Source organism: Paenibacillus illinoisensis NBRC 15959, from assembly GCF_004000925.1.
Taxonomy (GTDB): Bacteria; Bacillota; Bacilli; order Paenibacillales; family Paenibacillaceae; genus Paenibacillus; species Paenibacillus illinoisensis.
Genome location: NZ_BIME01000006.1, coordinates 134,895 through 154,027, shown reverse-complemented (window position 1 = coordinate 154,027; position 19,133 = coordinate 134,895). Strand labels below are relative to the sequence as shown.

At 50.0% G+C, this 19,133-nt stretch carries 21 protein-coding genes; 9 read left to right on the top strand and 12 right to left on the bottom strand.

The window, feature by feature from the left end; all coding sequences use genetic code 11:
- Positions 1–67 precede the first annotated feature (67 nt).
- The 7 genes from PIL01S_RS16350 to PIL01S_RS16320 all read left to right on the top strand — a co-directional run bounded on the left by PIL01S_RS16350 (position 68) and on the right by PIL01S_RS16320 (position 6,069).
- A complete protein-coding gene (locus tag PIL01S_RS16350) occupies positions 68–829 on the top strand; it encodes an ABC transporter ATP-binding protein (protein ID WP_127538415.1) in 762 nt (253 codons plus the stop codon).
- The gene (locus PIL01S_RS16345) at positions 816–1,634 is read left to right on the top strand and encodes an ABC transporter permease (protein ID WP_127538414.1); all 819 of its coding nucleotides are present in this window, start codon (positions 816–818) and stop codon (positions 1,632–1,634) included. The genes PIL01S_RS16350 and PIL01S_RS16345 overlap by 14 nt, the downstream gene beginning before the upstream one ends.
- Before the next feature lie 87 nt (positions 1,635–1,721).
- Positions 1,722–2,789 (top strand): ABC transporter substrate-binding protein, encoded by a 1,068-nt coding sequence (locus PIL01S_RS16340; RefSeq protein WP_127538413.1) that lies wholly within the window; start codon positions 1,722–1,724, stop codon positions 2,787–2,789.
- Positions 2,790–2,839: 50 nt separating this feature from the next.
- Positions 2,840–3,652 (top strand): hydroxyethylthiazole kinase, encoded by an 813-nt coding sequence (gene thiM, locus PIL01S_RS16335; RefSeq protein ID WP_127538412.1) that lies wholly within the window; start codon positions 2,840–2,842, stop codon positions 3,650–3,652.
- The gene (thiD, locus tag PIL01S_RS16330) at positions 3,649–4,461 is read left to right on the top strand and encodes a bifunctional hydroxymethylpyrimidine kinase/phosphomethylpyrimidine kinase (RefSeq protein ID WP_127538411.1); all 813 of its coding nucleotides are present in this window, start codon (positions 3,649–3,651) and stop codon (positions 4,459–4,461) included. The genes thiM and thiD overlap by 4 nt, the downstream gene beginning before the upstream one ends.
- The gene (thiE, locus tag PIL01S_RS16325) at positions 4,461–5,126 is read left to right on the top strand and encodes a thiamine phosphate synthase (RefSeq protein WP_127538410.1); all 666 of its coding nucleotides are present in this window, start codon (positions 4,461–4,463) and stop codon (positions 5,124–5,126) included. Before thiD ends, thiE begins: the two co-directional genes overlap by 1 nt.
- Before the next feature lie 199 nt (positions 5,127–5,325).
- The gene (locus PIL01S_RS16320) at positions 5,326–6,069 is read left to right on the top strand and encodes a MerR family transcriptional regulator (RefSeq protein ID WP_127538409.1); all 744 of its coding nucleotides are present in this window, start codon (positions 5,326–5,328) and stop codon (positions 6,067–6,069) included.
- A 201-nt stretch (positions 6,070–6,270) separates the two neighbouring features.
- Here the strand turns inward: PIL01S_RS16320 and PIL01S_RS16315 are convergent, their stop codons facing one another.
- Entirely contained in the window at positions 6,271–6,753 is a 483-nt protein-coding gene (locus PIL01S_RS16315) for a hypothetical protein (protein WP_246058354.1), read from the bottom strand.
- A gap of 191 nt (positions 6,754–6,944) precedes the next feature.
- Between PIL01S_RS16315 and PIL01S_RS16310 the strand changes: the two genes are divergently transcribed.
- On the top strand, positions 6,945–7,400 hold the full coding sequence (locus PIL01S_RS16310) for a ferritin-like domain-containing protein (RefSeq protein WP_127538408.1): 456 nt from the start codon (positions 6,945–6,947) through the stop codon (positions 7,398–7,400).
- Between the two features lie 63 nt (positions 7,401–7,463).
- Here the strand turns inward: PIL01S_RS16310 and PIL01S_RS16305 are convergent, their stop codons facing one another.
- Together PIL01S_RS16305 and PIL01S_RS16300 are read right to left on the bottom strand one after the other, a co-directional pair.
- A complete protein-coding gene (locus PIL01S_RS16305; RefSeq protein WP_127538407.1) occupies positions 7,464–8,120 on the bottom strand; it encodes a deoxynucleoside kinase in 657 nt (218 codons plus the stop codon).
- Entirely contained in the window at positions 8,117–8,740 is a 624-nt protein-coding gene (locus PIL01S_RS16300; RefSeq protein WP_127538406.1) for a deoxynucleoside kinase, read from the bottom strand. The genes PIL01S_RS16305 and PIL01S_RS16300 overlap by 4 nt, the downstream gene beginning before the upstream one ends.
- A gap of 427 nt (positions 8,741–9,167) precedes the next feature.
- On the opposite strand from PIL01S_RS16300, the gene PIL01S_RS16295 reads away from it, so the two are divergent.
- Positions 9,168–10,907, top strand: a complete 1,740-nt coding sequence (locus PIL01S_RS16295) for a methyl-accepting chemotaxis protein (protein WP_127538595.1) — start codon at positions 9,168–9,170, stop codon at positions 10,905–10,907.
- Positions 10,908–10,990: 83 nt separating this feature from the next.
- Here PIL01S_RS16295 and PIL01S_RS16290 read toward each other — a convergent pair whose 3' ends face one another.
- From PIL01S_RS16290 to pbp4, 9 genes are all read right to left on the bottom strand, one after another.
- The gene (locus PIL01S_RS16290; RefSeq protein WP_127538405.1) at positions 10,991–11,158 is read right to left on the bottom strand and encodes a DUF3934 family protein; all 168 of its coding nucleotides are present in this window, start codon (positions 11,156–11,158) and stop codon (positions 10,991–10,993) included.
- Positions 11,159–11,298: 140 nt separating this feature from the next.
- Positions 11,299–12,519 carry an MFS transporter gene (locus tag PIL01S_RS16285; protein ID WP_127538404.1) on the bottom strand — a complete coding sequence of 407 codons (1,221 nt, stop codon included), beginning with the start codon at positions 12,517–12,519 and terminating at the stop codon, positions 11,299–11,301.
- Between the two features lie 93 nt (positions 12,520–12,612).
- On the bottom strand, positions 12,613–13,212 hold the full coding sequence (locus tag PIL01S_RS16280) for a TetR/AcrR family transcriptional regulator (RefSeq protein ID WP_095288599.1): 600 nt from the start codon (positions 13,210–13,212) through the stop codon (positions 12,613–12,615).
- A 113-nt stretch (positions 13,213–13,325) separates the two neighbouring features.
- Complete coding sequence (locus PIL01S_RS16275; protein ID WP_127538403.1) at positions 13,326–14,474, bottom strand: S1C family serine protease; 1,149 nt, start codon at positions 14,472–14,474, stop codon at positions 13,326–13,328.
- A gap of 14 nt (positions 14,475–14,488) precedes the next feature.
- Complete coding sequence (locus PIL01S_RS16270) at positions 14,489–15,733, bottom strand: FxLYD domain-containing protein (RefSeq protein WP_127538402.1); 1,245 nt, start codon at positions 15,731–15,733, stop codon at positions 14,489–14,491.
- Between the two features lie 168 nt (positions 15,734–15,901).
- Positions 15,902–16,084, bottom strand: coding sequence for a hypothetical protein (locus PIL01S_RS16265; RefSeq protein WP_095361005.1), 183 nt, complete (start codon positions 16,082–16,084; stop codon positions 15,902–15,904).
- A gap of 81 nt (positions 16,085–16,165) precedes the next feature.
- Positions 16,166–16,342: a hypothetical protein gene (locus PIL01S_RS29525; protein WP_164764254.1), complete on the bottom strand. Its 177-nt coding sequence runs from the start codon at positions 16,340–16,342 to the stop codon at positions 16,166–16,168.
- Positions 16,343–16,494: 152 nt separating this feature from the next.
- A complete protein-coding gene (locus tag PIL01S_RS16260; protein WP_127538594.1) occupies positions 16,495–16,914 on the bottom strand; it encodes a VOC family protein in 420 nt (139 codons plus the stop codon).
- Between the two features lie 77 nt (positions 16,915–16,991).
- Positions 16,992–19,109: a penicillin-binding protein PBP4(5) gene (gene pbp4 / locus PIL01S_RS16255; RefSeq protein WP_127538401.1), complete on the bottom strand. Its 2,118-nt coding sequence runs from the start codon at positions 19,107–19,109 to the stop codon at positions 16,992–16,994.
- Between the last annotated feature and the right edge of the window lie 24 nt (positions 19,110–19,133).

Below are 19,133 nucleotides of genomic sequence, written 5' to 3'. Positions count from 1 at the left end.
ATACAGATCGCAAACAACGTGCATTTCCGTTCAGGCAGTTTTTATTCCAAGGGGGTCAAGGAACCAAATGAGCAAAGATGTACAGATTGACAACATGACCTTTACTTTTCCGGATCAGAGACATTCCCCCGTCCTCTCCAATGTGTCGATGTGTGTAAAAAAGGGAGAGTTCGTCTCGCTGATCGGCTCCAGCGGGTCGGGCAAGAGCACACTCTTCAAGCTGCTGGCAGGCTTGCTTGAACCGACAGACGGCACGATCGAAATTGCTGGGGTGCCGCCTGGACAGCGACTTGGGCGAGTCGCCTACATGCCGCAGAAGGATTTGCTGTTATCCTGGCGGACGGTTATGGAGAACTGCCTGCTTCCCTCGGAGCTTGCCCCGAGGAAGCAGGACAAGGTGAAGCTGCGCGCTGACATTATGGCCGGACTCGACAGATTCGGCTTATCCGGCTATGAGCATGCCTACCCGGACGAACTGTCCGGCGGCATGAAGCAGCGGGTCGCCCTGCTGCGCACGTTGTTGACAGGAGGACAGCTGATGCTGCTGGACGAACCCTTTGGCGCGCTTGACGCCATGACCAAGCGGGAGATGCATCGCTGGCTGCTTGAATTGTGGGAAAGCCTCGGCAAAACGGTGCTGTTCATCACGCATGATATTGAAGAAGCCCTGTTATTAAGTGACCGGATTGTCCTTCTCACTCCTGGGGGTCGGCAGCTGCTGGACATGACGGTGCCTCTACCCCGTCCGAGACACTCGGACATGGTCTACGATCCCGATCTTATACAGATGCGACAACGGTTGGAGGAACAACTACATGCGAAGCTTTAACGTCAGCAGATGGCTTGCCCGCTACGGCCTGTTCGCTGCGCTTCTTCTCCTGATGCTGGTCAGCTGGGAATGCATCGTGCGATTGGGCTGGGTCCCTTCTTTCATCATCCCTGCACCTACATCAATAGCGAGTTCTCTAGTTGAGCATCGGCATCTGCTCCTGGGAACCCATCTGCCTGCCACATTGGTGGAGGTTGCGGTTGGCTTCGGCTTGTCCATCGTTGCCGGAAGCGCTCTGGCAGCAGGCATGCACCTCAGCCGTTCGATTGAAAAGGCGCTGTATCCCTTCATCGTAATCAGCCAGACAATTCCACTGATTGCCCTGTCTCCTGTATTCATTCTGTGGTTTGGCTACACACTCTGGAGTAAGGTCGCTGTGGTGTTTCTGATCGCATTCTTCCCGATTGTGGTCAGCACCTATGATGGTCTCCGTCAAGGCGACCCGGAACAGCGCGAACTGCTGATGACCATGGGAGCAAGCACGTGGGATCTGTTCCGCAAGCTTCAGGTACCTCTTGCGCTGCCCTCTTTCTTTTCCGGATTGAAGATGTCGGTGGTGTACTGCGTGGTCGGCGCAACCATTGGCGAATGGCTCGGAGGCAGCAAAGGACTTGGTTATTTCAGCCGCAGAATGTCCAGCAGCATGAATACCGATGCAATGTTTGCATCCATTCTGCTGTTATCCCTGCTGGGCATCGGTCTGTTCGTGCTTATTGCCTGGCTGGAGCGAGTCCTCGGATTGAAGCGGAATGCAGAGCATGCACGCAGAGGAAAGTCGATTAAAAGGCAATCGGCAATGAGATAACAAGTGCTGCTCCTTCCTGTCGATCTCTTTAAAACATATCAGCGATTGGAACCAAACAAAAATGAAAGAAACGAGGCCCATTTATCCATGAGAAAGAAGAAACTCATTCACATCCTGCTTCCTGCCCTCATCTGTTTATTACTGATCGTCAGCGGTTGTGGCAATACGGGTGCGAACCCATCATCGTCCGATTCCGATCCCCAGGTACAGGGCACAGATTCAACAACAACCGGATCGTCGTCTGGTGACCATGATTCATTGTCCATCATGCTCGACTGGTATCCGAATGCAGTCCATTCCTTTATATACGCAGCACAGGAGAATGGATATTTCGCAGACCAAGGTCTCGATGTGGACATTCAGATGCCTGCCGATACAAATGATGCACTCAAACTTGTAGCCGCTGGCAAAGTGGACCTGGCGCTGAGCTATCAGCCGCAAATTTTGCTAGCCCGTGGAGAAGGCATTCCCGTACGATCCATTGCCGCTGTCGTTCGGCATCCACTCGTTCATCTGCTGACGGAAACGGACGGCAACGTGAACTCGCCCAAAGATCTTGAAGGACTGACGGTAGGATATTCCTCCGTTCCCCTATATGAAGCCATGGTGCGTACGATGATTAGTCAGGATGGCGGCGATCCAGACCGCATGAATTTGGTGGATGTCGGATTTGATCTGATCCCTTCGCTGGCCTCCGGTCAGGCCGATGCGATCATGGGTGGTTTTATCAATCATGAACAGTTGATTCTTGAGAAAGAAGGTCATCCCGTTAAGTCAATTAACCCCGTCGATTACGGCGTGCCGGATTACTACGAACTCGTTCTTACAGCAAGCGACGAGGGAATTGAGGCGAAGAAGGATCAGCTCACCCGCTTCGTCAAAGCGATCCAGGAAGGTCAGAACTATGTGACCGAGCATCCGGAAGAAGCATTGAACATCCTGCTCGCACACGAAAATGAGACGTCCCCGCTGGATCGGGAAATTGAAACAAAAAGTCTGGACATTCTGCTGCCGCTCATGACTGAAGAAGGTATCCTGTTCGGCTGGCAGGAACCTTCATCCTGGGAAAACGTGCGGAAGTGGCTGGTACAACGTGAATTGGTTCCGGATTCGGTACAGTCCGAGGATGCGTTTATCAACTTGCAGGAGAAGTAAAAAGTACAGTTGCTGCTAAAAAATAATGGCTTATCAGGAGGGAATTTCAAATGTCATATCTGGCACGCGTTCGTACTCAAAATCCACTTGTTCACAATATCACCAACCTCGTGGTTGCTCCCTTTACGGCCAACGGTCTGCTCGCACTGGGCGCCTCTCCCTTCATGGCCTACGCACATGAAGAGGTAGCCGATGTCGCTAAAATGGCCGGAGCGGTCGTGCTCAACATTGGCACACTCGATGACCAGGTTGTCCAGGCCATACGCCTCGCCGGACAATCGGCCAATGCCCATCATGTACCTGTTGTACTCGACCCAGTGGGAGCTGGCGCTACGGCCTATCCCACGGATACGGTTCAGATGCTCGTACGTGAGCTTCGACTTACCGTACTGCGTGGTAACGTGGCGGAAGTCGCCAATGTCATAGGCGAGAACTGGAGCATCAAGGGTGTCGATGCAGGCCAAGGCGAAGGTGACCGTACCGGGATCGCCGAGCGGGCAGCACAGAAGCTTGGCTGTGTTGTCGTTATCACTGGACGCGAGGATGTCATTACGGATGGGCGGACCACGTTCCTAACGCAAAATGGCCATGCCCTGCTCACCCAGGTCACTGGCGCAGGTTGTTTGCTCAGCTCCATTATAGGTGCCTTTGCTGCGGTTGCACCGTCTGGGGAAGAATTGCTAAGCAGTGTTGTTGAAGCACTTGCCTTCTATGGCGTTGCAGCCGAGATCGCGGCAGCCCGCACAGCCAACCTCGGGCCAGGCAGTTTTCAGATCGAGCTTTTAAACCAGCTTGCGCTGGTAACTCCGGACGTGCTTGCACAGCAGGCTCAGGTGCGACAGCTTGGCGGTGATACCCAATGAGTATGGCGCAGGCACTCACGATTGCCGGGTCGGATAATGGCGGCGGGGCCGGCATTCAAGCGGATTTGAAAACCTTTCAGGAGCTGGGCGCTTACGGCTTGTCTGTTATTACTGCGGTTACCGCACAGAATACACTAGGCGTTCAGGGAGTCTATCCGGTTCCTTTGGAAGGTATTGCCCAGCAGCTCGACTCCACAGGTGAAGATTTCCAGCCCGGAGCGGTAAAAACAGGCATGCTCTTCAGTGCAGAAACCATTCGCTTGGTTTCCGAGAAATGGCGGCAATTCGGCTGGACCAATCTCGTGATTGATCCGGTCATGGTAGCGAAAGGTGGTGCCCCTTTGCTTCAGCAGGAGGCGGTGCACGCCCTGATCACGGATCTGCTTCCACATGCATTAATCACAACGCCGAATATTCCGGAAGCCGAACTGATCACCGGAATGACCATCCGCAATCTGACGGATCGTGAAGAAGCCGCCAGACGAATCGTGCACATGGGCTCTGCGTATGCTCTGGTCAAAGGCGGACATGCTGAAGGTAATGGGATGATTGTTGATGTGCTCTATGACGGCACGTCCTTTCACTATTTGGAGAACGTACGCATTGTGACACGCCACACCCATGGGACCGGATGTACGTACTCTGCCGCCATTACGGCCGAACTGGCCAAGGGCTCGTCTGTCCTGGCTGCCGTAACAACCGCGCGAGCGTTCATTCAGGCAGCCATTGAGGATGAACTGGGGATTGGGAGCGGACACGGGCCAACGAATCATTTTGCGTATCAGCGCAGACAGCGGGGTGAGCAGTGATGCGCAGATGGGGTGCAGAAGCGGTACGCCAGGCCATGCAGGTGTACCTGGTGATGGGCAGCGTGAATACAACGCTGGACCCCGTGAATGTGCTGCGCCAAGCCATCGCCGGCGGCATCACGCTGTTCCAGTTCCGCGAGAAGGGAACTGGCGCACTTGCTGGCGAAGCCCGCATCTCGCTGGCGATGCAGCTTCGCGAGGTGTGCAGCCAGCACGGGATTCCGTTCATCGTGAACGATGATGTGGAGCTGGCTGTTGCCGTGGAGGCCGACGGCATGCATGTCGGCCAGGACGATGCGGACGCGGCGCTGGTACGCGCCCGCATCGGAGCCGGGCGGATGCTTGGTGTATCCGCCCACTCCGTGGCTGAGGCGCGCCGTGCCGTGCAGGCGGGCGCCGACTACCTTGGCGTCGGGCCCATGTACCCGACGCGCTCCAAGGCGGATGCCCACGCTGTGCTGGGCCCCGCCGGGGTGGCGGAACTGCGCGCCGCAGGCATCGCAGTTCCGGTGGTGGGTATCGGCGGCATTACGCCCGATACCACGGCCGCCGTGATGGCGGCAGGAGCCGACGGCGTAGCCGTCATCTCCGCCATCGCGGGCGCGGCCGATGTGCGCGCAGCCGCTGCGCAGTTCGCTGCGGCGGTGCGTGGGATGCAGGCATAGCCGCGCCTACCTGCACCGCCTCCCCTCCCCACACGCTGGGGGCAGGCTGCTCCTTCAGACTGACTGCCTCACCGCTTACTCCCAACATTCATCATTGTTCATACTTTTTGGATGCGGCCTCCTGGCTCGCATCTTTTTTTACCTGTTGACTCTCACGTTACGTGACGCTATACAATCGGTGGTGTAAGGAGGTTTGATCATGGCCATGAAAGTCAAAGAAGTTGCCGAACTTGCCTCGATCAGTGTGCGCACACTGCATCATTATGATGAGATCGGTTTATTAACCCCGGACGAAGTCACTTCAGCCGGATATCGGCTGTACTCGGATGCCAATCTGGAAACGCTGCAGCAGATTTTATTTTTCAGAGAGCTTGATTTCTCCCTGAAAGAGATCAAAAGCATTATCACCAACCCTTCCTTTAACCGGGAGGAAGCACTTCAGATGCACCGCCGTATTTTGCTGGAAAAGCGTCAGCGACTTGATCAAATGATCGCTACCATTGATCGAAGCGTTTTGCATATGAGAGGAGAGATACACATGACAACGAAAGAACAGTTCGAAGGATTCGACTTCAGCAAAAATCCGTATGAAAAGGAAGCCAGAGAACGTTGGGGAGACGAAGCTGTAGAAAAAGCAAACCAGAATCTTCAGGGCAAATCTGCCCAAGAACAGAAAGCCCTGTCCGATCAAATGAATGAAATTTATACACGGCTGGCAGCACTTCGTCACACGGACCCTGCCTCGAACGAGGCTCAAGCAGGAATCGCCGAATGGTATGCCTATCTGAACAACATGGGAAACTATTCCCCGGAGGCTTTCAGAGGATTGGGACAAATGTATGTGGATGATGAACGCTTCACTCGTAATATCGATCAATTTGGCGAAGGATTGGCCATGTTTATGAAGGATGCGATGGCAGTCTTTGCTGACCGTAAGAGCTAATACTATATGCTTTTCTCATTAAATCCGATCTACTCCAAGTATAAAAAAAAAGGGACGTACGCCATAGGCGTTACGTCCCTTTCCCTGTATCTCAGCCGCAATGTGATTGACCCCTTCCGGCCCTTCACTCTGAGTACTTTTTAAATGGTATAACCAGTGATTACATTGCACCGTACTGATTACCGAGGCAGTGTTCCCCTATTATGCTCTTGGCGCATGATCGGATGACGAAGCTGTCGATGCCAGGCTTGTCTTCGCCATGCGTCCCGGAATCTGCCATGCGGATACAATAGCCAGCACGATGAACAACAGATCAATCGGCTCACTGAAGTAATCTGTAATGGTTGCGAAGAACTCGCGGATGATCTCAACATCAAACGCCAGTTCCATCATTCCGATATCTCCGAACAACTGGGATGTAAAATAGATCACGGTAAGATACTTACCCAGCAAAATACCGAGAAGTGCGAAAATAACCGCAATGATTTTATGTACCGTTGCAATACGTTTGTTGGAGAACAACACAACCGCATACCCCGTAAGTGCCCCAATCAAGATGGCGATCAGCCCTACCTCATATTCGGTCGATGCTGCAATTGCTGCCCACACGGCTCCCCCTACAATCGCTGCAATTAACCCACCGATGATCGGTAAGCCAATTCGGATTCCTTGTTTCTCTTCCACGTGCTTTTCCCTCCTGAGTCATGCTTATGCTTATTTTCCAGAATTCACCTTTCTTATGAAACCACAAAATGTACTCTCTTTCAACATATTTCTACAATCTAAGCGCATGGAGTTCATTAACCTTGAAACAGGCACACCCGCCCAACATCGGCATAATCTAATTCAAAAGCCATGGAAAGGAGCCCTCGCCCATGTATTATGTTCCATATTATCGAAATGACAGCATGCTCACTGCTCAGATTGCAAAGGCTATTAATGGAGAATCGTCAGCTATTGCCTGTTATGCCAAACTGGCTGAACTTGCACCTACGGAGGAAGAAAAAGCACGTATTTTAGAAATACGTCAAGATGAGATGAAACATCTTCAAGTTTTTATGGCTATCTATGTATCCTTAACAGGCATGCAGCCCACCGTTCAGATTGCTCAGGACTGTCCATCTGAATATATTGCCGGTCTAAACTACGCTTTCAAAGACGAACAGGAAACCGTAGAATTTTACGCTGATGTATCTGATCAGGCGACAGACCCCTATATCCAAGCAGCGTTTAAGCGGGCAGCCACGGATGAACAGAGACATGCCGTCTGGTTCCTGTACTATCTGACGCAGCATAGGTCATCCCTGCCAATAAAGAACGACTCTTTCTGAAAATAAATAAACACCCCCTCTTTGCCGTACACAGCTAAGAGGGGGTGCATAATGAAGCTATTGTTATAGTTTCGCTTCTTTGGAAGGCTGAATGACTGCAGCAATCTGTGCCAGAATGGCATCTACTGAAGCCGGATCATGTACATCATACTGATCAATGTTCAGACGCAGTACCGGACAAGCGGTGAACTGATCAATCCATACCGAATAACGTTCATGCATATGTTCCCAATACGAGCGGTCGGTCTGAATTTCCATTTCACGTCCGCGTTCCGTAATTCGGTTCAGAATGGACGGCAGACTGCCTTCCAGATAGATCAACACATCGGGATGAGGGAAATACGGTGTCATGACCATCGCTTCAAACAAACTGCTGTACGTTTCGAAATCCGTGGCTGACATCGTACCCTGATCCGCATGCATTTGCGCAAAGATTCCCGTATCTTCATAGATGGAGCGATCCTGCACAAATCCCCCGCCAAGCTCGAAGATCTTCTTCTGTTCCTTGAAACGCTCCGCCAGGAAGTAGATTTGCAAGTGGAAGCTCCAACGCTCAAAATCATGATAGAACTTCTCCAGATACGGATTATGATCGACCTGCTCCAGGGATGTCTTGAAATTCAAACGCTGCGCAAGTGCTGCCGTTAACGTGGATTTGCCCACGCCAACCGTACCTGCTACCGTAATTAATGCATTCGCCGGAATGCCATAGTTATTCATCTGATATACTCCTTTACCTGATTAACAATCTGCCTGAAATGTTCAGGATGCTCCACAAAATCCAGCTGCTCCGCATTGACTTTAATAATGGTTGGCGGGTTCGTACTTTCCGCCAGGTAGGCCATGCCTGTTTTGTAATCCGCGATCAATTGTTCCATATATGCCGGGTCCATATCCTGTTCAAAGGAACGTCCACGTTTGTTAATGCGATACATCAATGTGTCCAGCTCGGCTTCGATGTATAACACCAGATTGGGTTTAGGCAGATCGTCGGTTAACAAGTGATAGATTTGACGGTACTTGTCCCGTTTGGTCCCTTTCAGGGTACGTTCGGCAAAGATCATATTTTTGTAGATATGATAATCCGATATGACGGGCGTATTTTGTTCAATGTAGTGCAGACCGGTGTCTTCCAATTGCTTGAACCGGTTGCATAGAAAAAACATTTCAAGCTGGAAGCTCCACTCATCAATATTTTGATAGAAGGAAGCCAGAAAGGGATTCTCTTCTACTATTTCCTTCACCAGCGGAAGGTTTAATTCCTTGGAAAGCATCGTTGCCAGGGTGGTTTTCCCTGCTCCAATCGCACCCTCCACCGCAATAAACGGGGCTGAATTCATCGTGTTTCTGCTCCTCCTCGACCTCATGCGTGTTTCCGTTTCTGTACAGACCTCACCTATTGTATCACAGCCCGTAGAATCGAAGGCCAGTATTTTATGTAAAGTCAGTCTCTGTTAAATACCCCTCCCGCAAATGGCCTGATTACACCATACGATGAAGAGGACTGCTTGCATAATGAACCATTTTCTTGCTCCGATTCTTCTCCAAACTTTCTGAAAAACGCGAAAAAACGCTGAAAGTTTTAGTACTAAAGCATCATTTTATTTTCATTACTAACATTCATATGACTTTATTACGATATATTCCATGAATACGATATGTCTGGAGGTCCTAGAAGAGTCTGGAACGATTCACATATACGAATAGATCAATTTAACCAGAAAAAAGGAGAGAAACAAGTTGTTAGCTAAGATTCGATGGAGTACCATGCCTTTCTTTGCCAAAAACCTCGTTATATCATTCGGTAGTATTATGTTGATTGGAATCATCCTGATTACAGCTGGATATCAGCTGCAGAAAAACGTACTCAGCCAGCAGCTCTATGATCAGGCCAAAGTGACCACCCAGAAGTGGTCGGACGATCTGGACACAGCCAAAGTGCTTGAAGCCATTAATGAAAAAAGCTATGACGGTCCAGTGCAAAAAGAACTGCGAGACTATCTGGATTCCATCCATGAACTGTATCCCAACATTGCCCAGACCTATATTTTTGGAACCGAACTGGCGGAAGGCAACCAAACGTCCATCATCGCCGTTCCGACCAACCTGGTACAGCCTTTCGAAGAATTGAATCTGGCTGTAGGCTCCATGTACCCACTCCCACAGGAAAACGCGAAAGCCCTGGAAGGCATGAAGAAGGACGGGCAACCTGCGCTAAGCAGCTTTTATACAGACGAATATGGAACCTGGACAACCATTATGTATCCGATCAAGAATTCTGCGGGTGAAATGTACGCCGCCATTTACTTCGATGTCGATGCCAACGCAATCCCGAGTGGTCTTCATAAGCTGATTACATACAGCAGCATGTTCCTTATAGGTTTCCTGCTTCTGTTCATGATTCTGCAATATGTCCTGTTGAAGAAAACGTTAACTCCGATCCGTAACCTGATGAAGGGCATCGATGTGGCCAGCTCGGGGAATCTGGATGTATCCATCCAGACAGGCCGAGATGATCTGGGGATCATTAATCAGAAATTCAATACGATGATTGAACGCTTCAACGATACGATGTCCAAAGTCCAACTGACTTCACATCACCTGTCCAACTCCTCCAAGAAATTGCTGGAGATCTCGGAAAATAACAATGGCAATATTCAAATGATCAGTACGAATATTCGGGACATCTCCCTCGGCCTTCGCTCGCAGGACCAAGCGTCCGTTGAAAACGCGCGGGCCATGACGGAAATGTCTACGGTTGTTCAAACCATCGCGAGCAGTTCTTCAGAGGTTGCCGATGAAGCGCAGAGCATGGAGCAGCGGTCCCATACGGGCCATGAGATTATGCAGCAAGTCATTGAGCAAATGGATCTGATCTCGGGAGCCGTACAACACACATCCGAGTCCATCCAGTCTTTGGAAAACCGTTCCAATGAGATTAGCGGTATTGTCAATCTCATTACGGACATTGCAGGACAAACCAATTTGCTCGCCCTGAATGCTTCCATCGAAGCTGCACGCGTGGGTGAAGAAGGAAAAGGATTTGCCGTCGTGGCAGGAGAAGTACGCAAATTGGCAGAACAATCGCAGCAATCGGCTGATCAGATCCGCTCGTTAATCGACGAGATTCAGCGGGACATCTCGCAGTCTGCCGAAGCTATGCAGCTTGGTTCGCGTGAAGTAGAGAAAGGTTCTCAGGTTACCCGGGAGACAGGTGAATTCTTCGGCGATATCCTGACAGCCACGAACAAAGTCGCGAATCAGATCCAGGATATCTCCAGTTCTACGGAGGAAATCTCCGCCAGTACACAAGAGATGTCTGCAACAGCAGATGAGCTGTCCGCAAGTGTTAGCAAGGCAGCTAACAGCAGCAAGCAGATTGAACAATCAATTGCTGAGCAGGAAGCTTCCATGGCGTCCATTGTAAGTGCTTCGGATGAACTCTCTGCGGTTTCCAAGCAGCTGCAGGAGCTGATTTCATTCTTCAAAGTTAAGCAAGCAAATTAATCGAATATACGATGCCATTCACAAAAAAAGAGATCTTCCCTTTTTCATGGGAGATCTCTTTTTCTATCTTATCTTGTGCCCATTTACAGGGACTTGTCACTTGAAGTTTCGGCATCGTCTTTCTTCTTCGTACCTTTGCTTTTATAAGGCTTCGGGGCACTTTTCGCCCGATTGGCACTGGCTTGCCAGCGATTCCAGCCTTTTTTGCCGGTACCACGGCCCGTGCCGCCTTTACCCTTTGCTTTGCTCATGTTATCACTCCAATAATCCTGTATATGCTTAAAAATGACCGTCCTCGGTACCTTTTATCGTAACCCAGCCCATCGTATTCACTTCCAGCATTTCTTATTATAACAAAAATAGACGTCTTTACGTTCATTTCCTCGCCGGACTACATTTCCGTCTTCGCTTGCCCTGCTGGTCTAACCCCTCTGAGAACCCGGAGTGATAACAGGAAACAGATTGCCAGAACAGCAGCAGCTGAAACATACGGATAGTTGATATTTACATCGAACAAGGCACCAGCCACAATCGGACCTGCGATATTACCCAAGCTTGTGTAAGCGGAGTTCAATCCAGCCACGAAACCTTGCTGTTCCTCTGCCAGTTTGGACATCTGCGTGCTGATGGCTGGACGCAAAATATCCATACCCAGGAATACAATAAAGGTGACCACCAGAATGAGCCAGTACGTGTGCACAAACAGGGTCAGCAGTACAAACACCGCCACGAAGAACAGACATACCGAAATTACTTTCTTCTCCCCAAACTTGTTCAGCAGCCACCCGATCAGGGATACCTGCACGACCGCACCCGCGATCGAGCCGAATGTAATGATAAATGCAATATCCTTGGTCGTGAAGCCGAATTTGTGATCCACAAACAGAGAGAATACGGTCTCATAGTTAGCCAGGCCAAACGCCATGACAAATACGATAATCAGACTGAAAAAGTAAGGTTCCCGGTAGGAATTCAGCAGCTGGGATACCATTCCCGGCGCTTTGGCTTTTGCTGCACCAGTGGCGGGTTTACTTGCTTCTCCAGTGCTCCTTGTCGATTCCGGCAGGATAATCAGGGTAATAATAGCTGCCAGCAATCCGGCAACCCCTGCCGCATAAAATGGAATCCGAATCCCAAAATCCGCAATATATCCACCGATTCCCGGCCCAATAATGAATCCGGTCGTAATGGCTGCATTAATCAATCCCATCCCCTTGCCGCGCTCTTCTTCCGTCGTAATATCTGCGGTGTAGGCCATAATGGAAGGGAAAATCATCGCTGCACCGACCCCGCCGAGCATCCGGGCTGCGAAGAGCAGCACGGGGGCATTGACCGCACCAAACATGAATTCCGATACGGCAAAAATCAGCATACCGCCGACAATGATCTTTTTACGGCCGAATGAATCGGACCACCTGCCCGCTACTGGAGAAAATAGAAACTGGGTAAAGGAAAATGCCGCGACCAGCAAACCAACCGTGAAACCAGTGATATGCAGCAGATCCATGTACGCAGGCATGATTGGTACGACCAAGCCAATACCTGTAAATACGAGAAAAATATTAAACATCAACAGTAGGAGTGCGCCCCTGTTTCTTGTTAGTAATGCCATGATTGTATCCTCCGTAAATTGTCAAAATGTTGCTGTTTATATAGATGAGCAAACGAATTGTTTCATGGGTGTCATGGATGTGTTCAATCCATCTTAATCCTTGCTTATGGAGATTCCATGTAAGAATACATTTGCTGCTTGGCGATATAAAGCCACCGCCTCTTCTGACTTCATCCCGCGAGACAATTGGCTAAGTCCAATAATGGCACTTTCCAGAATCAGCGCCAGATGATCGACATTGTCTTCCTTAAACTCACCGTTCTCAATGCCCTGCTGAACCAGTTGTCTGTTGAACTGGATATGCCGCTCGAACATCAAGGCAATGCGCTCCTCAATATCGTTCTCCTTCTTTTCCCCCGTGAAAAACTCATCGGCTGCCTTCGTCAGCGGGTGGTTCATGTCATCCAGAACAAGCTGCTCCATCAGTCCATGGATCTTCTCCGTGGATGTCTTGTAGAGATGTTCCTTGGAAGCCCAGTTCTCTTCCCACTCCCGATCCCACTCATCAATCAGATAGAGAAAGAGGCCTTCTTTGCTTTTAAAATGGTAATAAATATTTCCTTTGCTGCTGCCAGTCGCAGCCACAATATCTTCAATGGACGTCGCTTTATAGCCTTTTTGTACAAAAAGAGCTCTTGAGGCATCCGCAAGTTTTTTCTTGGTCTGCTCGGTTTGAAGTTGCTTTTTGTTCATACCATCACTCTCTCTCTTACATACTGAACATTCGTTCTGTATTTTAACAGATCGCTGGAAGTTTGGCAATACAAAAGGAGAATGGCCCGGGTGCCGATTCTCCTTTGATTGAATTATTTAATCTTTTTCCCCTGTCCATGCAATATTTTCAACTGGCCATTCTCGTAACCGAGCTGATACGTAACCTTATACTTCGAGGTCACATATTCGCCGTCCCTGCGTTCATCCGCCGTAATGGTAGCCGTAACTTCCATCTCATCATTCCCATTATTGGAGGAAGAAATTCCGCTAATCGTTACATAGCTTGTATTCAGGTATCCTTCGCGGAACTTGGCATAACTCGTACCGCTCTGCCATTCACTGCCCAGCAGTGCATAAGCGGTAACGTAATCACTCTCGTTCAGACTCAGATAGAAGCTGGTCACCAATCCCTCTGCTTCGGCAGAGGTTCCTGATGCTGCCTTGTTACCTCCACCATTCGTCTGTACTACCGTTGTCGCGTTGGGCTTCTCGGACCAGGCCTGAACCTGCTTCAATACACTGGTGATCGGAATGCTGAAACCAATGCCGCCCTCCTGCTCCACAACAGCGGAATTAATGCCGAGTACTTCACCTGTCTCCGCGTGGATCAACGGTCCCCCGCTGTTGCCATGCGTAATAGGAGCCGAGATCTGATACAGGTTACTGTAAATGTATGGCGGAATTTCGAAGCTCCGGCCCACACCGCTAATAATGCCTGTGGTCACTGTATTTTCAAGCCCCAGAGGACTTCCCAATGCCAATACCTCGTCTCCGGTCTCGGCTTTGGATTTGGCAATGGTTAGCGGTGTAAGCTTTTGTAAACCCGGCACTCGGACAACAGCCACATCTGTCTCTTCCCCGATTCCAATCACTGTTCCTTGATATTCCTCATGGTTAAGTGTGCGGACCGTTACCTCTTTGGAGCCTTCCACCACATGCGCGTTGGTTATCACATCGCCTTTGTCGTTGTAGAGAAAGCCCGAACCCAGCCCGATGCCGCTCTCAATCGTTACTACCTTCTTCTGGCTATCTTCAATGATCTGTTTGCGTGTCTTCTTCACATTGGAATCGGAAGCCGTCTTCGCTGTCTTCGTTTCTGCTTCCTGCGCTGCGACGACAGCCAGTCTGGGGCCACCCTGCAACTGCTTCTCCGAATGCTGATGTATCCAGAACACGCCTCCTGCTCCCGCACCAATAATGATGGCACAGGATATGATCGTACTCCATGTTCGTTTGGCCATTCCAACCTGTCCTCCTATTCCAGATACCACGTTGCATTCACAACAGAGACTTGTGCTTCCTCGTACACCCCATAATAGTAGGTTTCGAAGAAACCTTCTTCGCCCACTTCCAGCCAGCTTGGATACACATCGACATAGGTCTGACCCAGATAGGTGCCATCCGTTCCATAGATATCAACCATAATCGTAACGGAGGAGATCGGTCTCGTCGCATTGTTTACGATTGAACCGCTAATGTACAGGTCTCCATAGTTATCCAGTGCCGCATCCACGTTAACGACGCTTACGGCCGCCGTCCGATTTTTCAAATCCTCTTCGGCAGCCTGCTGCTCAGCCAATTGAATCCGTTCCGCTTCCGCTTTCTCAAACGCCTTTTTCTCACTCAGCACCCGCTCCCGGTATGCGGTAAGTTTGTCATCCTCCGGTGCATAGGACAGTCCTTGATCCACGGTCTGCAGGGCAGCCGTAAAATCCTTTTTCTTCACTTGCTGTTCTGCCTGCTTATAGCTAATCCCCGCCAGCTTGTCGATAATTTGTTTCTGAACAGCCTGGGCTTCATTGCCTTTCAGCTTCGACACCGTATCCAGCTTCTCCGCGAGAGCCTCTACAGTGGTCAAACCATCGATTTCCTTCTTCACCTTCAATACGGAAAGTGTGACCTTTCTATTGTTCAATGCTGCTCGTACCTTGCCAAAAACGGGTTCCTCCCGCTCTTTCAGTTCTTTGGCTACCGCCTGAATGGTTTTATCTCCTGCGGACAGTTTGCCTGTCTTCAAACTCACCGCTGCTTCATCCAACTGATTCATCAGATTGGACGCTTTCGCCGTAATCTGGCGATCCTGCATCAGCGCATTGTAGTTCGGGCGTTTGGCGATGGCTATGTCCAGCAGCTGCAGAGCTTCTGCATATTCCCCGTTCAGCGCTGCCTTTTCCGCTTGTTGATGCAGCAATTGTACCTCTGCATTCACACTGCTTTCCTGGTTGTAATAATAAGTCAGCAGCGCTCCCATTAACGCTGCCAGCAGCAGCGGGATGATCCAGCTGAATGCGCGCCCCGGACCTTTATGGCTCTGCTGGGGTGCAGGCTGCTGTTGTCTCGATAACGAATGATCTGTGTCTCCCGTTCCGGTCTCCAGACCCACTGCGGTTTCGGCCCAAATCTGTTCCTCTGTAGAGCTTGGATCTAATAATTTCGTTCTACACTTTCTGCACGTGCTATCCCCCGGACTGCTTTTGGTCCCACATACGTGACAATACACCCTGATCCCTCCATCAAAAAGAACGTATGTATGTTTGCTGTTTTTACATGAATCGACACTTATCATATAGCAAAAAGGTAAAATACACCATATGTTATTCTGATGTAAATGGTGCCTTGCTGGTGGATATAAAAAAGGGATGCCGCCCGCACGGTATCCCTTTGTAATTCACCCCTGTTGTCCTGCACGTACCCGAATGTTACCCAGTTCATTCGCATTGATGGCAAATGCATTTCCGCCCTGTCCAACAGAAGCTTTGGCTGACTGACGAGCCTGGAATTTCAAACGGCTTTTGTCCACCTCTACCCGGTTAACCTGTTTCGCATGCTTCTGTCTCTTTCGTGTGCTCATCGTACCATCCCCCTATGATGATATATCCCGTAATGTTACGTTGCTCCGGATCTGCTCATCAATACTACCCGAGCGACCCGTTTATCTTTTGCTCGATGAACGCCGGCCCTTCTGCTTCTTGATCTGTATATTTACGGCGTTACTTGCGAGCACATTGCCTGTCTCGGCATACCCTTTGGCGGTTTGGTGAATCTGAATGACAATATATTGCCTTTTCCCCACACGGTAACGATAACTTTTCACGTTTGAACGAGTCATGGCCATCTCCCTGTCAATCGTTTTTCAAACCTGCGTTATCCTATTCATGTCCATATCGATCTGGATGTGTGAATGTGTAGTTTTATAGAAATAGACAAAAAACCTCCCTACTATATAGTAGGAAGGCGTGATCTATCCAAATATGTTCTACTCTACTCTTGTGTTGGAAATGCGCTAAGGTCCATATAGGTAACTTCCCAGAGGTGATCATCCGGATCCTGAAAACTCCATCCATACATGAATCCATGATCCTGGGGATCATTATATGGCTTAGCGCCGGCATCCAGGGCAGCTTGGACGATGGTATCCACCTCTTCGCGGCTATCCACCGATAAGGCTACAATCACTTCCGCCGTATTCGCCGCATTTGAGATTTCCTTGTTAATAAAGGATTGAAACCGTTCCTCCACCAACAGCATGGCATAGATATTGTCCCCAATGATCATGCAGGTAGCAGATTCATCCGTAAAATTTTCATTAAACTCAAATCCTACTTTGGTAAAAAACTCAATCGACTTCTTCAAATCCTTAACAGGTAAATTGACAAAAATCTGCTTGGCGCGAACAGCCACCATCGACCACCTCAATCCAATAGAGTAGATTCTACCACAAAATAACATTCCGTACAGGGCCTGTCAATGCAAAGGTTTTACGGAGTAGACTCCAGCTGCTTCAGGAAAGGCTTGAGCTTATCCACCACATAGTGACTGCCGCCCCGGCCATTCACGCCTTCAATGACTGCCGAGATCAGGAAGCTGGGGGAATGCGTGTCAAACACGACAACGAATCCGTTCTCCAATCCGTTTTCGCCCTTTTTCGCCTTCAGCTCGGCTGTTCCGGTCTTGGCTGCCAGCTCCCCCTGAAGCGAGCTCAGCGTGTGAGCCGTTCCTCCCGAACGGGCCACCACCTGGACCAGGGCATCCTTGACCGTGTTCGCAGCCTCAGGAGTAATAATCACCTCGGGTTCGGAGGTTTCTTTTCCCTTGATCAGAACAGGCTTCACCATTTTTCCTTCATTAATAAAAGGAGTGAAGGACGATGCCAGATGAATCGGCGACATCAGCATTTCGCCCTGTCCATAGGACGTGTCGGCAAGCAATACTTCGGAAGCCAGATCCAGATTCGCTTCATTCGCATACTGACTTGGCTTCAAGTACAATTCATCCAGGCCAAAGTTATCTCCAAAACCAAACTTCTGGATACCTTCAATAAACCGTTGGCTGCCCATCTCCAGCGCCTCTTGGGCAAAGTAAATATTATCCGAATAGACCAGTGCATCAACCATATTCACCGGAGTGACACTTTTCACCCGCTTGACATAATATCCGCCCCAGCTCTCATCCTTGCGCCACTGCAAACCGGAGATATCATGGGTTTTGTCCGCTGTTGTGACCTTCTCCATTAATCCCGCGGCTGCCGTAATCGCTTTGAAGGTTGAACCTGGTGCATATCGGTTGGTGAATCGGTTGATAAAAGGAAGCCGTTCATCCGCAGAATACGCATCCCACTCCGCCTGAGTGAGTCCTGTAACCATTTTGTTCGGATTGTAGGCAGGTGCACTAGCCAAAGCGAGCAGGTCTCCATCGACCGGATTCATAAGCGCGGCTGCTCCGGCATCTCCGTCACTCGATAACGCCTTATACAGTTCCGACTGCGTTTCCGCGCTGATGGTCAACTGCACTTTTTGTCCGTTTACCGCGTCCTTGCGAATGAGCTCCGAGAGGACTTTGCCGCCTTCGTCCGTGATTTCAATTACGCCCCCGCGCTCGCCGCGGAGCTGCTTCTCCATGGACTGCTCCAGTCCGGCTCTTCCGATCCAATCCTCGGCACGGTAATATCCTTCCGTATCCTTCTCCAGATCTTCCTGAGTAACCTTGCGCACATAACCAATCAGATGCGCAGCCGATGCACCAAGCGGATAATAGCGGATTTCCTTGGACTGCAGCTTCACCCCACTTAATTGTTCAGGGATATTGTAATCCTCAGTTGAACCGATGGGGACAAAATACTCCGGCTTCACCCACTTTTGGGACAGGGCGTTGTTAATCACATCTTCTGACACCTTATAATGTTTCGCAATTCGGGCAATCATTGCATCCGGGTTGTCACCCAGCTTCTCCGGCACGATGCCCCACTCGTTCACCGTTCCCTTGGTAGCAAGAGGTAAACCGTCCCGGTCCACGATATCACCGCGTTCCGGCAAGAGTGTCTTCACCCTGACTTTGCTTCCTTTAATCATGTCACTCAGGATCATGGAAGGCTGCCAGTTAATCCGCCACACTTTCGTGCCGTCCTCGGTTTCCTGCCGGACAAGCTTGAGTGTTTGTGTCTCGTTTACTTCCCCAAGGAAGGTTGTTAGGTGCAAGTTATAGTCCACTTCATAGGCATCCGGATTCTGATCCGGTTTGCCCGTGTTCTGCTCCCCTTTGTCCTGATTCTCTGATGTACTGCCACTTTCCGCTGTGTCCGTTACCTTGGGCTTCACTTCCGCCTTGACGGCTGAGACCTCCATTCCCGAATAGATGGCACTGTACTTCTCTACAAACTGTTCCCGGTTCATGCCGGACTCTTCCAGCGACGCGGGCGTCATTAAAGTATATAGCTGATCAAATTCCTGCTTCTGCAGATGCTGTATGTATTGATCTACGGTTGTCTCCGGTTTCGCTTCCTCTGCCTTGCTGCTTTGCATGTATAAATATGCTCCAATTCCGCCAGCGAACAGAAGGGGGAGCAAGCCATATATGATTTTTCGTTTTGATTTTTTCATAGTCAGATCACCTCTACTATATAC

Bases quoted from the DNA above. Each gene is read 5' to 3' on its own strand.
- PIL01S_RS16265 (WP_095361005.1), bottom strand. From the start codon at position 16,084: ATGAGCACACGAAAGAGACAGAAGCATGCGAAACAGGTTAACCGGGTA.
- PIL01S_RS16275 (WP_127538403.1), bottom strand. From the start codon at position 14,474: ATGGCCAAACGAACATGGAGTACGATCATATCCTGTGCCATCATTATT.
- PIL01S_RS16290 (WP_127538405.1), bottom strand. From the start codon at position 11,158: ATGAGCAAAGCAAAGGGTAAAGGCGGCACGGGCCGTGGTACCGGCAAA.
- PIL01S_RS16295 (WP_127538595.1), top strand. From the start codon at position 9,168: ATGCCTTTCTTTGCCAAAAACCTCGTTATATCATTCGGTAGTATTATG.
- thiM (WP_127538412.1), top strand. From the start codon at position 2,840: ATGTCATATCTGGCACGCGTTCGTACTCAAAATCCACTTGTTCACAAT.
- pbp4 (WP_127538401.1), bottom strand. From the start codon at position 19,109: ATGAAAAAATCAAAACGAAAAATCATATATGGCTTGCTCCCCCTTCTG.
- thiD (WP_127538411.1), top strand. From the start codon at position 3,649: ATGAGTATGGCGCAGGCACTCACGATTGCCGGGTCGGATAATGGCGGC.
- PIL01S_RS16345 (WP_127538414.1), top strand. From the start codon at position 816: ATGCGAAGCTTTAACGTCAGCAGATGGCTTGCCCGCTACGGCCTGTTC.
- PIL01S_RS16285 (WP_127538404.1), bottom strand. From the start codon at position 12,519: ATGGCATTACTAACAAGAAACAGGGGCGCACTCCTACTGTTGATGTTT.
- PIL01S_RS16305 (WP_127538407.1), bottom strand. From the start codon at position 8,120: ATGAATAACTATGGCATTCCGGCGAATGCATTAATTACGGTAGCAGGT.
- thiE (WP_127538410.1), top strand. From the start codon at position 4,461: ATGCGCAGATGGGGTGCAGAAGCGGTACGCCAGGCCATGCAGGTGTAC.
- PIL01S_RS16310 (WP_127538408.1), top strand. From the start codon at position 6,945: ATGTATTATGTTCCATATTATCGAAATGACAGCATGCTCACTGCTCAG.
- PIL01S_RS16300 (WP_127538406.1), bottom strand. From the start codon at position 8,740: ATGAATTCAGCCCCGTTTATTGCGGTGGAGGGTGCGATTGGAGCAGGG.
- PIL01S_RS16350 (WP_127538415.1), top strand. From the start codon at position 68: ATGAGCAAAGATGTACAGATTGACAACATGACCTTTACTTTTCCGGAT.
- PIL01S_RS16280 (WP_095288599.1), bottom strand. From the start codon at position 13,212: ATGAACAAAAAGCAACTTCAAACCGAGCAGACCAAGAAAAAACTTGCG.
- PIL01S_RS16340 (WP_127538413.1), top strand. From the start codon at position 1,722: ATGAGAAAGAAGAAACTCATTCACATCCTGCTTCCTGCCCTCATCTGT.
- PIL01S_RS16320 (WP_127538409.1), top strand. From the start codon at position 5,326: ATGGCCATGAAAGTCAAAGAAGTTGCCGAACTTGCCTCGATCAGTGTG.
- PIL01S_RS29525 (WP_164764254.1), bottom strand. From the start codon at position 16,342: ATGACTCGTTCAAACGTGAAAAGTTATCGTTACCGTGTGGGGAAAAGG.